The sequence below is a fragment of the Fusicatenibacter faecihominis genome (assembly GCF_020686945.1).
In the GTDB taxonomy this organism is placed as follows: Bacteria; Bacillota; Clostridia; order Lachnospirales; family Lachnospiraceae; genus Limivivens; species Limivivens faecihominis.
This window is the reverse complement of record NZ_JAJEPR010000030.1, coordinates 23,276-38,239: the sequence shown is the minus strand read 5'-3', so window position 1 is coordinate 38,239 and position 14,964 is coordinate 23,276. Positions and strand designations below refer to the sequence as shown.

Sequence of the window (14,964 nt, the reverse complement as noted above, 5' to 3'; positions counted from 1 at the left end):
TCAACGCCCAGTGACGGTTTAAATCTTTTATCCTTTGCCTGCGGTACCACGATCTCATAAAAATAAAATCCTAAATACCCAAGTGCCTGCTTCTTCATTTTATAAAAAGAAGTCCTGCCTATTCCTAACTCCTGCTGTACTTCCACGTCTGTCTTATTATAATGATTGCAAAAACAGGAATGAAGAACCTCACTGAGCATCACACCATTCGGTGCATAGAACTTTACCAGTGTCATTCCACGATAGATCATATCTGACAAGCCGTAAATGATCATCAGGTTATTCATTTCCCGGTGCATCTTTGGCACATCTAACTGATTGTTATAAATACTCAGATAACTCAACGCATATGCCATATCTTCATTGATTTTCTCCTGGCACTCCATATCCAGTTCTTCTAATACAATCTGATTTTCCAAAATCAATTTCTGATAGCTTGTCATCAGTTCTTTGATATCTGTATAATGTCTCTCCATCGTTACTTCCAGATAATCCTGCGCATGGCTTGCCATCTGGAAGGTAATCTCTTTCATTGATTTAATTGCATAATCTCTGTCTGTCATCAGTTTCAAAATCTCCTTATCATCATCACACTAACTGGCGGTCTTTCAGACCAGTTCGCTTTCCCCATGATTTTGATGGGAAGCAATTACTTACTATAACTTGCAGAAGCGGATATCCAAAAGGCATTGTGGGAGCTGCCTTTGCTGACCGGAATCCCTCTTCTTATGTAAAACCTGCAGGAATATAAAGGGAAAGTGACTATCCCTGCCGGTTAATAATCCAAATAATATCGTCTATACCAATCTCTCCTTATGCTGTTTTTCTCTCCATAAACCATTTATCCACTTCATAAAACAAATGGCTTTCCTGTCCCTGTATCATACAGGTATACATCATTCCTACACCGCCTGCCTTTCTGCTGGCACATCGCTCAATTTTCAAAATTCTGTCAATGTTATATTTTCTTCCATCTTCCCAGGTAAAAAATATAGGAACCAGTTTTCCGTCTTTCCGAAACTCTGCCACTACATCTACATATACTTTGTTCATGCCGACACCTCACTATAAAATCTCAATTGCTCTTGGCGATGCCGGGATTCTGCGGATATATCCATTTAACTCCAACTGCTTGATTCTGGAAAATGCTGATGATGTTGATTTCACCCCGATCAATTTTCCAAATTCCCGTACTGTCGGCGGATATCCATGCTCCTCCGTATAATTCAAAATGCACTGATAGCTTTCTTCCTGTTTTCTGGTTAATGTCTGTTTCAAATCTATCCCTCCCATTATCCATGAAAATAACTGTGTGGATGAACTGTATGTGTACCAGCGTCCAAGTGGGATAAGACTTTATCCTGATACATAACTGCTCTCTGTATACTGAAATAACCAAACCGTCGTCTGATCTCATCTACAGTGCGATCCATCTTTTCCAATTTTTCCTGTTTCTCTTGATTACCAAAAAGTTCCAACTGGACGGGAATATCATCCAACACAAGATCTACTGCTCGAATACCAAGGCTTCTGATTGGATGCTCCCATTTATAATAATCCTTAAACAATTGAAACGCTGCTGTAACAATCTCATCTGTTATATTTGTCGGATGATGTAATTGTTTCTGCCTCGAAAAACGAAACAAGCCATTGTCTCGGACCGTAATTTCTATCGTTTTGCATTTAAAACCATGTTTTCTTAATCTTGCTGCAACGCTTTCTGCCAGTGCCATCTGAATGATCCAGACATCCAGATCATCTTCTAAATCTCTTGGAGTTGTGGTACTATTACCAATTGACTTCACCGAAGCTGTATACCCATCTTTGCAAACTGGATCATCGTCCCAGCCATTTGCAAATGACCATAACACAATTCCCATCTTTCCAAAATGGCTTTCTAACATTGCTTCATCACTTTCTGCAAGTTCCCCAATTGTTCGAATCCCCAGCTTCTGAAGTTTCTTCCGAGTCTGTCTTCCAACATAAAGCAGATCCGATGCAGGAAGCTGCCAAATCATACTTTTATAATTCTCCCGGTTAAACTCTGTAATCGCATCTGGCTTTTTGTAATCTGAACCAAGTTTCGCATAAATCTTATTCCAGGAAATTCCAATACTTACCGTTACACCCAGTTCGTATTTAATCCGATGGCTGATTTCTCTTGCAATCGTTATTCCGCTTCCTTTCAGATTTCTACTGTCTGATACATCCAGCCAGGCTTCATCAATCCCATATGGCTCGATCTTGTCCGTATACTCCGAATAGATTTCTCTTGCCATCTGTGAAAATCTCAAATACAAGTCCATCCGTGGTGGCACAAAAATGATTTCCGGACAAATCTGTTTTGCCTGCCATAATGCCATTCCGGTCTTTACACCTTTTCGCTTTGCAATATAATTTGCTGTCAGCACAATTCCATGTCTGGCTTCCGGATCACCGCCAACTGCAAGAGGCATTCCGGCAAATTCCGGGTGATGCAGCATTTCCACACTTGCATAAAATGAATTCATGTCGCTATGAAGAATTGTCCTGTCTCCCATTAACTCCACCACCTTCTCTCTGTTTGGTTTATTGTCTTATCAATTTCTGTATGCTTAGTATATATCTCCGTATTGGAGATAGTCAAGCGACATCTTGGTCGTATTGTCTCCTTTTTGGAGATTTTTCTTGATTTTTGATTTTATTCGGGTTATAATGCATATAGAAAAATCAAAAAGAAATGAGGCGAACATATGCGTGCTTTCGGAGAAGTATTAGTAGAAAACAGAAGAAGGAAAGGCTACTCCCAGGCGGATCTGGTGGACTTACTTGCTCAGGAAGGAATTGAAGTTACTACGAAAGCAGTCTCCAAATGGGAGAATCTAACAAGAGAACCCTCCTTACACACAATCCTGACAGTTTGTCAGATTTTAGATATTGAAGATATATACGAAGAATTTTTAGGTGAAAATCCATTTGATCATGTCATGGAAAATTTGAATGAAGACGGCAAAGCTAAGATTATTGAATTTGCCAATCTTCTGCGGGCGTCCAGAAAGTATCTTCCGCATAGAGCCGATATCATTCCATTTGAAAATTATCAGCCGATTGCAGTAGAGCCAGCTTCTGCCGGTACTGGAAATTATATTGAAGACAGTGTAAAAGAAAGTTACAATGTCGGTCATCTCGCACCTGAAAAGACGGATTTTGGAATCCGTATATCTGGTGACAGTATGGAACCAATGTATCATACCGGAGATGTTGCATGGGTTCATAAACAAGACAGTATCTCCAACGGTGAAATCGGTATCTTCTATCTCAATGGCAATACCTATATCAAAGAGCTACATGACGGTCCGGATGGAGTTTATCTGGTTTCATTGAATGAAAAGTATCATCCAATCCAGATTTATGAATCTGATTCTTTTAAAATCTTTGGGAAAGTAATCGGAAAATGCAAAGGAGCAGAAATCCCTGGTTTTCATTAAAGATCAACTGCAGACTTCTAGCCTGCTCTTGCTGAAAATAATAAAGGAAGTGATAAAATGGCAATTAACAACACACTTAAAGATATCCGTGAAGAACGAAATCTCGTTCAGGCAGATCTTGCAAAAGCTGTCGGTTCTTGCAGTGATACCATCGGACGCATTGAGCGTGGTGAGCGAAATGCCTCTCTCGAAATTGCAATCCGTCTGGCACATTATCTGAAAATGCCAGTAGAAGAGATTTTTCAAATTGAAGACTGAACCGCAAATATCAGAAAACCGAGGACTGTTCCCCGGTTTTTCTTTTTCGCTAAACTATTTAGAGTCCTTTTACAAACTCAACTGCATTTTTTATATCTTTTTCATCTGGATGTCCTTTTGCTATACCACCCACCAGTTTAAATGGGCCAAATGTGTCATAGCCCTTGCATCCGAATTTTCCGATTGCTGTAGAATGCTTCTTGCCCAAAATCTGCTCTATGGATTTATAATTCGCACTTCCACCATAAGTACAGATCAGAAATACCCCTTTGTCGTCCGGTAGATTCTTCTCTGCAAATCCCAATATCGACTGATGAAATTTTGAAAAATAGATTCCTGATGCAAACCCAATCGTATCATAACTGCTCAGATCTGCATCTGGCTGTTTTACAGCATCAATCAAATCAACCTGACACTCTTCTGCAATGCTCTTTACTAATTTCTCTGTGTTTCCATGATGCACAGATGAATATACGATTACCTTTCTCATCATTCTTCCTTTCCTCTATTCCCATCAATCATATCATAGCTCATATCCAAAAAATCTAATGTCTTTGCTTCACTTACTGAACCATCCAGTAAAATTGTGATCCAGTGCTGTTTGTTCATATGGTATCCTGGCAAAAATCCAAAGGTCTGAATAATCATACTTGTCATTTCCGGATCACATTTTACATCCATAATATCGACAAATTCATTTCCTTCTAATCCTAGTTTGCATTTTTCAACGCTCATGACCACAGCATACCATTTTCCATTCTTATGTCGCAACACAGCATTATCTGGTGATTGTGCCCATAAATACTCCGGCATCGTACCATACTGTTTCTTCACATATTCAAAAATTTCTTCTTTCTTCACAATCTATTCAACTCCTGATTCTCCTGATATCCTGCCCATAATCATACCATATTTTCACTTCCCGTGCTACCTGCCAAATTCTTTTGCATTTTCCCGGTTCTCCTGACTTTAACTAATAGAGGGATAAAACAGCAAGGACAGGAAGTGTATATACACTTCCGAAAAACCAGTAATTTAAGGAACCCTACCCTAAATTAAAAACCCAGAAGTCACTACTTCGAAGAACCAAAGAAAGGAGAATCTGCCTATGGCAAAGAAAAAAGAAATATACAGATTTTGTTTTGTGTCTCCCCCGAAGAAAAGAAACTTATCCGTAGAAAGATGATTGAATCAAAGACCAAAAACATGGGAGCTTACCTTCGTAAAATGGCAATCGACGGTTACATCGTCAACACCGATACCACTCCACTGAAGAAACAGTATGAGGAAATGCACAAGATTGGTGTAAATATCAACCAGATTGCAAAAAAGGTAAATACCACCGGAGATCTATATCCAGAAGAAATGCAAGAATTGAAAGAGATGGTGAAAGAATTATGGCATATCTTAAGATCTTCCCCATTAAAGTAACAGACAAGAAAGCACTGGACTATATTACAAATCCAGATAAGACAGATGAAAAACTGTTAGTTTCCAGTTTTGGCTGTTCCCCTGAAACTGCAGATCTTGAATTTTCTATGACAAGAGAAATGGCAAAAAAGAATGGAATGGACAAAGGTGATAACCTGGCATTTCATCTGATCCAGTCCTTCAAACCTGGAGAAGTTGATGCCGAAAATGCCCATCGCTTAGGGCAGCAATTTGCAGACGAAGTATTGAAAGGAAAATATGAATATGTGATCAGTACCCATGTTGACAAAAATCATATCCATAACCATATCATCTTCAACGCTGCAAGCTTCGTTGATCATCATAAGTATGTTTCCAATAAGCGGAGCTACCATAAACTCTGTAGAATCAGTAATCGTATCTGCCATGAAAATGGACTTGCCACCAGTATGCCAACCGGAGAAAAAGGTAAAAGCTATAGAGAGAACATGGAGTATCATCGTGGCACCAGCTGGAAAGCCAAGCTACGTGTCGCAGTTGATAAATCAATCTGGTCTTCTATCAACTATGAGGAATTTCTACAAAAGATGCAGTTAGCAGGATATGAAGTTCGACAGGGAAAACATCTGTCCTTCCGTGCACCGGAACAGAAAAACTTCACTTATATGAAATCTCTCGGAAGTTATTATTCGGAAGAAAATGTCCGTATCCGTCTGGCTAAAAATCGTAGCAAGGTGAAAACTCCAAAGCATCTGTCCAGAGAATCTCGCCTGTATATCAATATCTCCACGTATGTTACAACCGGCAATCGAGAAGGCTTTGAACGATGGGCAACACTCAATAATCTGAAAGAGGCAGCCCGCACCTTCAACTATCTTTCCGAAAATAACCTACTGAATTATGACGATTTCAGGCAGCATGTATCTGACATTGAAGCTTCTGTGAAAGTTGCCGACCAAAGAATAGCACAAATCAACAGTGAGCTGAGCACGCAGAAAGTCATTCAGAAACACTGCGATTCTTACCGGCTTTGTCGTAAAGTAATTGAAGATTGTAAATCTGCTAAAAATCCAAAAGCATACCGCACCAAACATCAGGCAGAATACCAGCTCCACGATTCACTAAAAAAAGAGCTTCAGGATCTCGGTATCACCAAAATCCCAAGCTCTAATAAAATCCAGAAGCGGATTGAAAATCTTGAATCTGAACAGGATGCTACTGTCCGGGAAAAACAGGAATTGCAGAAAAAGCAGAAAACCCTAGAGATCATTCAGCAAAATTTCACTGTACTGCTCGATGCTCCAGAGATCAGTTCAGACTTACTTCCGGCAAAAAAGGAACCTGTTTCTGTCACAAGAGAAAAATAAGATTGCACTGGCAACTCACTCATTTTCTTCCAAATCTTCCCAAGGTTTCAAATCCTTTTCCTCCCAGGTGACACCATACGGTGCACCTCCGGAGGTATAACCAGCAATACAGAAAAATCGGTCATCTTGCAAGATCTCTTCTTTGGTCAGATTATCTCTTGCTTCTTTTTTCCGTTTTGCTCGCCTCTGTTTCCTCTTTTGTTTCGCAACAGCTGCTTTTTCTTCCGGCGTTTTCCTATGTCCTTTTGCCATAAGTGTTTCTAGTGTAATTCCACTCTGAATGTCTTTTAGTATACGAGTTTCATACCCTGTTTCACGTTTCTCAACAATTCTATAGTATGATGAACATAAAAGATTCGGTGAATCAACATTGTACTAATACTTTTTTTCAACCGAAGTTTTCAATTTTTCAAAAGCTTCTTCACTGATTACATGTTCTATCCGACAGGCATCTCTTTCTGCAGTTTCCCGATCAACCCCGACAGCTACAAGCTGCTCCGTAAAGAACTGATGGCGTTCATAAATTTTCTCGGCAACCTCCCGCCCGGCATTAGTCAGATTGAGGTATCCATCTTCATCGACAGTCAGGAAATCGCCATTCTTTAACACACCTACTGCATGGCTGATGCTCGGTTTACTGAATCCCATGTGCCGGGCAAGATCAATGGATCGGACCATACCCTGCTTCTTTTGAAGAATCAGCACAGCCTCCAGATAATCCTCCCCGGACGCATGAATCTTCATCGGTTCCTCCTTTATGCAAGGCTCCAGCCGGAAGCCTTTTTACGGATATTTACAAAATCCTGATAAATCCCGGCTTTTGCCATAAGCTCGTCATGGGTTCCCTGTTCGCTGATCCGTCCATCAGAGATCACCAAAATCTGATCTGCCTGACGGATGGTATTCAGGCGATGTGCAATCACAAGTAATGTTTTACCCTTTACCAGCTCATTGATTGCCTCCTGGATATAGCTTTCATTATCGGTATCAACACTTGCAGTCGCTTCATCCAGAATGACAATCGGTGCGTCCTTCAAAATGCATCGGGCGATAGAGATTCTTTGCTTTTCGCCGCCGGACAGAGTAGCGCCGCCTTCACCGATGACTGTCTGGAATCCATCTGGCAGCGCCATGATAAAATCATAGCAGCGGGCTTTTTTTGCAGCCTCATAGACTTCTTCCTCGGTAGCGTCCGGTTTACCCATGCTGATATTGTTGTAAATGGTATCCTGGAACAAGTACACCCTCTGGAAAACCATGCTGATCTGTTCCATCAGTTCGGCGAGAGGTACATCCCGAATATCTGTACCACGGATTGTCACTTTGCCGGATTTCACATCCCACAGCCGCGCCAGAAGGTTCGCAATCGTGGATTTGCCACCGCCAGACGGTCCCACAAGTGCGGTCATGGTATTCTTCTGCATAGAGAAGCTGATGTTGTGCAGGACTTCCTTGTCCTGATAGGCGAAGCCCACATCGCTAAATTGTACTTCTGGCTGATCCGGCTGTGCCTGTGACAGAATATGTTGATTTCCGTTATCGGGAAGTTCGGGCTCGTCCAAAACAGCTTCAATGCGGTCTAATGCGGCATTCATCACGGTCAGTCGGGTTGCTTCTCCATAAAGAGCTTTCAGAGGTCCAAAGAGATCAAAGACAAACAGCAGCACGCCCAAAAGATAAGCCAGGGAGAGTACGCCTTCCTGATGTAAAAAAACGGATAAACCGAAGATAGCGGCAATACCCACGCCATAGAGAATGTTTAAGCCAGTGGTCCACGGTGTCATTTTCTGCTCAAACTTCGTATTGACATCCCTTGATTTTTTGAAGTTTTCCGTTAATTCGTCAGATTTTTCTCCGAGCAGATTGTAACTTTTGATAACCCCAATTCCTTCAGCAAAAGACAAGACCGCATCCGTCAAATTCTCGCTTTGGTTTTGACGCCCGACAGCCTCCTTGAAGGAAACCTTATTCATATATTTTGCAACCAGTGATGCCAGCAAGGTAATGATTACCGCAATCAGCCCAAGTCTCCAATCCAGTACGAACATAAAAACAGCTAAAACCAAAGTAGACAGCATATAGCTCATCATGTTGCCAATGGTACTCATAGAAACTTCCTCAATGAATACCATATCCGTACTGAGAACAGAGCTGATTTTTCCAATATTCCCCGATGTAAAGTAACCCATCGGCATTTTTCTTAAATGATTTCCCAACTCCATCCGTTTATCAGCAAAGATCATAAATCCAGCGGCACTTTGCAGACGGTCGCTCAAATAGTGAACCACTGTCTGAACCACTACAACAGCTAATAATCCAAGTCCGACAAACAGACAGGTCTTTCCAGTCAGCGTATTATCAGCAAACCCGGCCAAGACAATAAACGCCATGAAGATCGGCATTTTGGAGAGAATGGACTCGACAAATGCACATAGAAATGCAGCCTGAATACGGCTTTTATACCTCCCTGAGAGGTTCAGGATTCTTGAAATCAATGCAAACATTTATCTTCCCTCCTTTGCAGTAGATACTTTCCACTCGGCGCTGTCCTGAGCCGCTTTCCACAACTTTTGGTATTCTGGGCAAGCTTGAATCAGCTCCTGATGTTTTCCGGTTGCCACCATCTTTCCGTGATCCATAACGCATATTTGATCTGCGTTCATTATAGCGGGAAGTTTGTGAGCGATAACTACCAAGGTTTTTCCCTCCACCAGCTCCGCAATAGCAGCCTCCATTTTTTCCTCATTTTCTGGATCAGCATAGGCCGTGGCCTCGTCAAGCACTACAATCGGGGCATCCTTCAATATTGCCCGCGCCAGGGAAATTCGCTGGCGCTGCCCCCCGGAAAGCATTTTCCCCGCATCGCCCGCCATGGAGTGAATACCTTGCGGCAGCTTTTCCAGAAACTCCATACACCGGGCTTTCTTCGCCGCCTGCATTACTTCCTCATCGGTAGCATCCAAACGTCCAAGACGGATATTTTCCAGCAGGGAGGTGTTAAACAGGTACTGATCCTGAGCCACATAGGAAATGCGGCTGTTCAATGCCTCCAGGCTCATATCACAAAGTTTATGCCCGCCAATGGAAATGCTCCCTTTCTGCGGGTCATAGTAGTGGATCAACAGTTTTGCAAGGGTGCTCTTGCCAGAACCGGATTCACCAACTAGGGCAGTTTTTTGTCCTGCTTGTGCCACAAAGGTAATATCGTGGAGGACTTCGTTTTCCGCTATTATCGGTTTCCCATCTGGGCCAGGCTGTGTCGTCTGATACGCAAAGGAAACATGATCGTAAGAAATGTTAAAATCCTGTCCGTGGAAATCATCCTCAGCAGCTTGCAGCGGTGCCGTATTTAACATCTGTTCAAGTGCCGTGATCTTATAATTCAGATTCGGAATCGTCTCCATAAAGCCCAGTGCTTTCAGGAGAGGAATCCCAATGCTGAGGGAAAGGCAGAGGACTAAAATCAAATCAGGTAAAGTGCTTATGCCACAGAGAACAAACCATGCCCCAAGAGGCAAAGTCAGAATAACAGTGCAGGGCAGTAGACTTCCGTATATCGCCATCCAGGGCCAGGCGGCCTTATACCATGCCAAGGTATAATCCCGATAGTCCGTTACATCCTTGCGGAAGTTCTCGTAAGATTCGCTCTCCCGGTTGAAAACCTTGACAACCTCCATACCATTGATGTACTCAATGATCGTGTTGTTCATTTTCTGTGCAGACTGATAGTAGGGACCCATGCGCTTCATTCCAACAGAGTACATAATGACCATGGAGAGCAGGCTGATCGGGATAGAGGCCAAAGACATAAGAGCCAGTTTCCAGTCCGCACAAAACATAGCAACATAAATCACCAGCGGGATCAGTAAATTTGCGATACCCTCTGGGACTGAATGAGCAAGGAGCAATTCCAAGCTGTCCACATCATCGACAAACAGCTTTTTGATTGTCCCTGTCCCTTTTTCCTCCACAATGCCAAGGGGAAGTTTCTCAAACTTCTTTTGCAGAGATACCCGCAGCCGGAACAATGTGTTATATGCTGCTTTATGAGAAATTGATAATCCCCATCCATAAAAAAACGCCTGCAAAACAAGACAGATCAAAACCCCTATAACACGCAATAAAACAAATTCTGTTTCAACAGAATCGCCCATAACCAATGGCGAAATGACCTGATAGGCCAGCACAAAAGGCAGGATGCCCATAAGAACGCTGACCAGTACGACAACCGTGGCCACATACATATTTTTCTTATATGGCCCTGCGTACTCAAAGATTTTTTTGAACATAAGCCCTCCTTATATTGAGCCGTACTGTCTGTGCTTCAAAAACAAGAGGCCGCCAAAGTAAAGCGGCCTCTTATCATTATCTTTCTGTCCAGTCAAGGCGGCCCTGACATTCATAATTTCTAAAATTCACTGGCGGATTCGGAAAAAATCCAAAACCTTTTTACTGCCGGATTCGTCCAATGGATAGCTTTCTTTTACTTGCCCTTTTTCCATATGGACTACATACGAACATCCCGCCATCACCAACTCCGGATCATGCGTAATAACAAGAAGCGTTTTGCCCTGATCCGCGAGTGACTTCAAACTCCGCGCAACTTCCCGCATATGTTTGAGATCAAGCCCGCTTGTTGGTTCGTCAAACACAATGATCTCCCGGTTACTCACAATGGCAGACGCGATCGCTACCCGCTGTTTTTGCCCGCCGGAAAGAGAAAGCGGGTGCCTGTCTTTATATTCCAGCAGATCAAACTGTTTAAGGATTTTATCCACAACAGTTTCATCCTTGTTGTCCATGCTCAGAAGCACTTCATCCGCCACGCTTTCGGTAAATAGCTGATGGCTGGTATCCTGCATTACCATGTAGCAATGTTTGAGCCGGGCTTTCCAATCAAGGGTTTTCCCCTCAACCTGCAAAAAGCCACACTTCTTTTCCAGTCCGCAAATACAGCGGGCCAGAGTAGATTTTCCAGCGCCATTCAGACCGATAATGGCAATCGTTTCTCCAACAGGCAGTTCTGCACTCGGAATATGGAGGCTTTCCGGTTCCCGCTTTTTATACGCAAAGCAGAAATTTTGAAATTCCATCTGTTTAGCTGTATGCGCCTGATACTGATTCGCAGGCTTCAACTTCGAGAGAGAAAACGGCCGCAGCCCTATTTCTTTTCGAGTGCCATCCGATAAGCTGTCAAATTCAGCAGGCGTGTATTCCCGTTCAATCTCCCCATCTTTTACATACAGCACACGATCTGCAAGATCGTGAAGGTAGTAAAGGCGGTGTTCTGCGATCAGAATTGTTTTGCCCTGCTTTTTCCAGAGGCTTAGGACCTGCCGCAGGTCATCAATAGCAGCCATATCCAAATTAGAAGATGGTTCGTCCAGGACCATAATTCCCGGCAGCAATACACTTGATGAAGCACAGGCTATTTTTTGCTTTTCGCCTCCGGACAGAGCAAACACGCTTCGCCCCATCAAATCTTCAATATGATAATCGGAAACTGTCCGGTCAATCCTTTTCAGGATATCCTCCTGAGGATAGCCTAAATTTTCACAGGCAAAGGCTAATTCACTATCCGTATCCACGTTGAAAAACTGACTTTTGGGATTCTGGAATACAGATCCCACCATAGCAGCCAAGTCATAAAGCGGCGTATCTGATACGCTTTTTCCGTCCAGAAGGACATCGCCCTCTAATTTGCCCTCGTAATAATGAGGCACCAGCCCGTTTACCAAACGGGTAATCGTTGTTTTCCCACAGCCGGATTCTCCCGTAAGTAAAACAAATTCCCCTGTGTTTATGGTGAGATTGACATTTCTAATCCCTCCGCCGCTGGATTCTTCACCATAAGAAAAAGAAACATTTTGAAAATCTATCATGGCAAAATCCCTCCTGCGGAAATTATCGGGGAAGCAATCGCCCAAAACACTACAAAGCAACAAAACAAGATCAGCACCACATCGGCAAAATTGAATTTAAGCTGGCAAATGTTTGTGCGTTTGACAGGAGCGCCGAGGCCACGGGTAATTGCCGCAGCGGAAAGTTCCTCACCGATTTTCACGGAGCAGGTAATCATCGGGATCAGCTTATACTCCAATATTTTTGAAGATTTTTTCCCTCCAAGTTTAATCCCACGCATTTTCATAGCGTCACTGATTGCTTCTGACTCCTGAAAGACAGTTGGAAAGAAGCGGAACATGACCGTTAAGGGGATCGTCACTTCTTTAGGCATATGGATTCTTTCCATGCCGGAAATCAATTCACTGACCGTTGTTGTTTTCACTGCATAGGCAGCAATCGCAACACTGGGAAGGATTCGGCAGAAGAATCCTATTGTAAACAGAACAAGGAAATTCAATATCCCCGTAAGGTGCGGCAAAACATAAATTTGGACAGCATAAAAAACAGAAAACACAGCAATATAGCCCACAGCTTTTGCACATTGTTTCGAGGTAAGCAGCAATATAGCCGGAACCACACAAAGAACAAGGCGGATCAGTCCCATAGCTTCTCCGCCTGTTCCACCCATGACAAAAATGCTTATGATGAAGATGAGCAACAGTTTTGTACGCGGATCGAGCCGCAACCCTTGTTCTGTTTTTTTGCTGAGCAGAATTTCCCGCGCCATTATGCAATACCGGCACGCTGGAAGTGCTTTTTGCAAATGACTTTCCCAATCATACCTCCGACAAGGCCAAACACAAAGCAGGCAACCAGCAAAATAGGTGCAATCCACATAGGCATATATGTATTAAGGGTAGCTGCATATTCAGCGCCGTATCCTTCAGTCAGCATTACCATATAGCTTTCACGGTTCAGGAAAATGGGAGCAAAGTTGCCAAACACCCAGATGCTGAACACACCGCAGGAAAGAACTGTACTCTTTGCACTTTTGTAGTCTGCCTTTTTCAGGATCACGTCAGCCAACAGGCCGCCAACAAGACCAGTTACCATAGTAAGATAGCCGTTGCCGAAGAACACCATGATTAGGCCAATCAGGAAACCCATGATTGCAGTCATCCCGAATTTTTTAGCCTTTGTAACATACAGCATATAGGGGATGCCGCCAATCAAAGGACACAGCACCGCCATCAGCGGAATAAAAATGGGGATGAAGCCAAGCATCGCCACCAGCATAACAATGACGACATAGATGACGGTGTAGATGCCGATAGTAATTAAATCTTTTCCCTCAAGCCGGGAACTTTTTTTCTGGGAACTCATACCAGTATCCTCCTATCTAAAAAATGGTGTAGTTAGCATTTTCTAACTACACCACATATAATAACAATTTACGCCTACATTTCCAACCCAAAAACGGTTTTATTCTACCCAAAATCGGTATTTTTTAATTTTAACCAATCGTATTTTCCGTTTTATAGTTTTTAGGAATTACCCCATACTTCTTTTTGAATGCCGCAGCAAAGTTACTCGGTTTTGAATAGCCTACAAATGCTGCCACCTGACTTACGTTCAAATTACTTTCTAATAGTAGACTTGCCGCCTTTTCCAATCGCTGATCTATAATATACGCATGAACCGATGTTCCAAACAGCGAGGAAAAACCCTTTGACAATTTTGAAGTACTAATATTGACTTTTCGCGCCAATTCCTCACAACTTGGTGCCAAAGCAAGCTGACTGTCAATGATTCTCTTCGCTTCTATGATGGATTCTCGGTCACTTCTGGAAATTGCTATATAAGTTGACGCAAGAATACTCAGTTCCAAAATCTCACTCAAATATACAGATAACAACTCAAAAACTTTGCTTTCCAAAAACAGGTATCCCAATCCGCCGCGATATTGCGTGAAGTCTTTCAGTTCCGCAAAAATGTGCTCCATATAGGGAGTAATACCTACTTTTGATATACCTTCCAATAGTTTTTTCTGATAAACCTCAATCTCACCAACATCAAAATAGTCATTCATAATTTTACGGAAATACGACAGTGGTACTTTTACATTTTTGAAAAGGAAATCGTTTTGTTTGGAATAGCACAGATATTCCATTTTCCCGTGTCCACGATAAATACAGGACTCACCTTTTTGTATGCTGATACTTTGTCGGCTATCTGCAATATTCCAGGAAACACCATCATTGAAGCAGAACAACATTTGAATGTATTCTTCGCTACTCACTCCCTGCACGTTCATATCTGAAAAATAATTCATTTTCCAGTCCGAAACAACTGCTCCCTGTTTCGTGACCACCTGTAAAATCTGCCCTGTCCCCATGTCTGCTGGAATATCTATGGTTATTGTCTGCGGTGAATTAGAGAGCAGATCACGATAAAGATTATTCATGTATTGGTTTGTCATGTACAAGCATTCCTCCCGAAGTTAGATAAGACTAATTAAATTTTACAACTTCCAAAGTAAAAAGTCAAATTTTGTAATCATGTAAAAAGCAGACACTACTTAATGTAAATTACAAACTTCACTTACTTCCATTTCTTTC

The 14,964-nt window shown here is 42.4% G+C and carries 17 protein-coding genes; 4 read left to right on the top strand and 13 right to left on the bottom strand.

Features of this window, described 5'->3' with window-relative positions:
- The 4 genes from LKD71_RS13860 to dinB all read right to left on the bottom strand — a co-directional run.
- The coding region (locus tag LKD71_RS13860) for a hypothetical protein (RefSeq protein WP_227615907.1) at nt 1-563 on the bottom strand (563 nt) is incomplete at its 3' end.
- Between the two features lie 250 nt (nt 564-813).
- Entirely contained in the window at nt 814-1,053 is a 240-nt protein-coding gene (locus tag LKD71_RS13855; RefSeq protein ID WP_054335621.1) for a hypothetical protein, read from the bottom strand.
- A gap of 12 nt (nt 1,054-1,065) precedes the next feature.
- Nucleotides 1,066-1,278, bottom strand: a complete 213-nt coding sequence (locus tag LKD71_RS13850) for a LexA family protein (protein ID WP_227615906.1) — start codon at nt 1,276-1,278, stop codon at nt 1,066-1,068.
- Nucleotides 1,279-1,292: 14 nt separating this feature from the next.
- The gene (gene dinB, locus LKD71_RS13845; RefSeq protein ID WP_227615905.1) at nt 1,293-2,540 is read right to left on the bottom strand and encodes a DNA polymerase IV; all 1,248 of its coding nucleotides are present in this window, start codon (nt 2,538-2,540) and stop codon (nt 1,293-1,295) included.
- 192 nt (nt 2,541-2,732) lie between these two features.
- On the opposite strand from dinB, the gene LKD71_RS13840 reads away from it, so the two are divergent.
- Nucleotides 2,733-3,467: an XRE family transcriptional regulator gene (locus LKD71_RS13840; protein ID WP_227615904.1), complete on the top strand. Its 735-nt coding sequence runs from the start codon at nt 2,733-2,735 to the stop codon at nt 3,465-3,467.
- Between the two features lie 57 nt (nt 3,468-3,524).
- Nucleotides 3,525-3,725 (top strand): helix-turn-helix transcriptional regulator, encoded by a 201-nt coding sequence (locus tag LKD71_RS13835; RefSeq protein ID WP_054335619.1) that lies wholly within the window; start codon nt 3,525-3,527, stop codon nt 3,723-3,725.
- A 58-nt stretch (nt 3,726-3,783) separates the two neighbouring features.
- Here the strand turns inward: LKD71_RS13835 and LKD71_RS13830 are convergent, their stop codons facing one another.
- Together LKD71_RS13830 and LKD71_RS13825 are read right to left on the bottom strand one after the other, a co-directional pair.
- Complete coding sequence (locus LKD71_RS13830) at nt 3,784-4,215, bottom strand: flavodoxin family protein (protein ID WP_227615909.1); 432 nt, start codon at nt 4,213-4,215, stop codon at nt 3,784-3,786.
- Entirely contained in the window at nt 4,215-4,586 is a 372-nt protein-coding gene (locus LKD71_RS13825; protein WP_054335618.1) for an MmcQ/YjbR family DNA-binding protein, read from the bottom strand. The genes LKD71_RS13830 and LKD71_RS13825 overlap by 1 nt, the downstream gene beginning before the upstream one ends.
- 267 nt (nt 4,587-4,853) lie before the next feature.
- On the opposite strand from LKD71_RS13825, the gene LKD71_RS13820 reads away from it, so the two are divergent.
- Together LKD71_RS13820 and LKD71_RS13815 are read left to right on the top strand one after the other, a co-directional pair.
- Complete coding sequence (locus LKD71_RS13820) at nt 4,854-5,156, top strand: MobC family plasmid mobilization relaxosome protein (RefSeq protein ID WP_227615908.1); 303 nt, start codon at nt 4,854-4,856, stop codon at nt 5,154-5,156.
- Nucleotides 5,123-6,502 carry a relaxase/mobilization nuclease domain-containing protein gene (locus LKD71_RS13815; protein WP_227615903.1) on the top strand — a complete coding sequence of 460 codons (1,380 nt, stop codon included), beginning with the start codon at nt 5,123-5,125 and terminating at the stop codon, nt 6,500-6,502. The genes LKD71_RS13820 and LKD71_RS13815 overlap by 34 nt, the downstream gene beginning before the upstream one ends.
- A 375-nt stretch (nt 6,503-6,877) precedes the next feature.
- Here LKD71_RS13815 and LKD71_RS13810 read toward each other — a convergent pair whose 3' ends face one another.
- The 7 genes from LKD71_RS13810 to LKD71_RS13780 form a co-directional block, all read right to left on the bottom strand.
- Complete coding sequence (locus LKD71_RS13810) at nt 6,878-7,246, bottom strand: metal-dependent transcriptional regulator (protein WP_227615902.1); 369 nt, start codon at nt 7,244-7,246, stop codon at nt 6,878-6,880.
- A gap of 11 nt (nt 7,247-7,257) precedes the next feature.
- Nucleotides 7,258-9,006, bottom strand: a complete 1,749-nt coding sequence (locus LKD71_RS13805) for an ABC transporter ATP-binding protein (protein ID WP_015528447.1) — start codon at nt 9,004-9,006, stop codon at nt 7,258-7,260.
- A complete protein-coding gene (locus LKD71_RS13800) occupies nt 9,007-10,791 on the bottom strand; it encodes an ABC transporter ATP-binding protein (RefSeq protein ID WP_227615901.1) in 1,785 nt (594 codons plus the stop codon).
- A 126-nt stretch (nt 10,792-10,917) separates the two neighbouring features.
- Entirely contained in the window at nt 10,918-12,384 is a 1,467-nt protein-coding gene (locus LKD71_RS13795) for an ABC transporter ATP-binding protein (RefSeq protein WP_054335617.1), read from the bottom strand.
- Nucleotides 12,381-13,133: an energy-coupling factor transporter transmembrane component T gene (locus LKD71_RS13790; RefSeq protein ID WP_055222061.1), complete on the bottom strand. Its 753-nt coding sequence runs from the start codon at nt 13,131-13,133 to the stop codon at nt 12,381-12,383. Before LKD71_RS13790 ends, LKD71_RS13795 begins: the two co-directional genes overlap by 4 nt.
- The gene (locus tag LKD71_RS13785) at nt 13,133-13,729 is read right to left on the bottom strand and encodes an MptD family putative ECF transporter S component (RefSeq protein ID WP_055222062.1); all 597 of its coding nucleotides are present in this window, start codon (nt 13,727-13,729) and stop codon (nt 13,133-13,135) included. Before LKD71_RS13785 ends, LKD71_RS13790 begins: the two co-directional genes overlap by 1 nt.
- Before the next feature lie 130 nt (nt 13,730-13,859).
- A complete protein-coding gene (locus LKD71_RS13780; protein ID WP_015528443.1) occupies nt 13,860-14,825 on the bottom strand; it encodes a helix-turn-helix domain-containing protein in 966 nt (321 codons plus the stop codon).
- Nucleotides 14,826-14,964 lie beyond the last annotated feature (139 nt).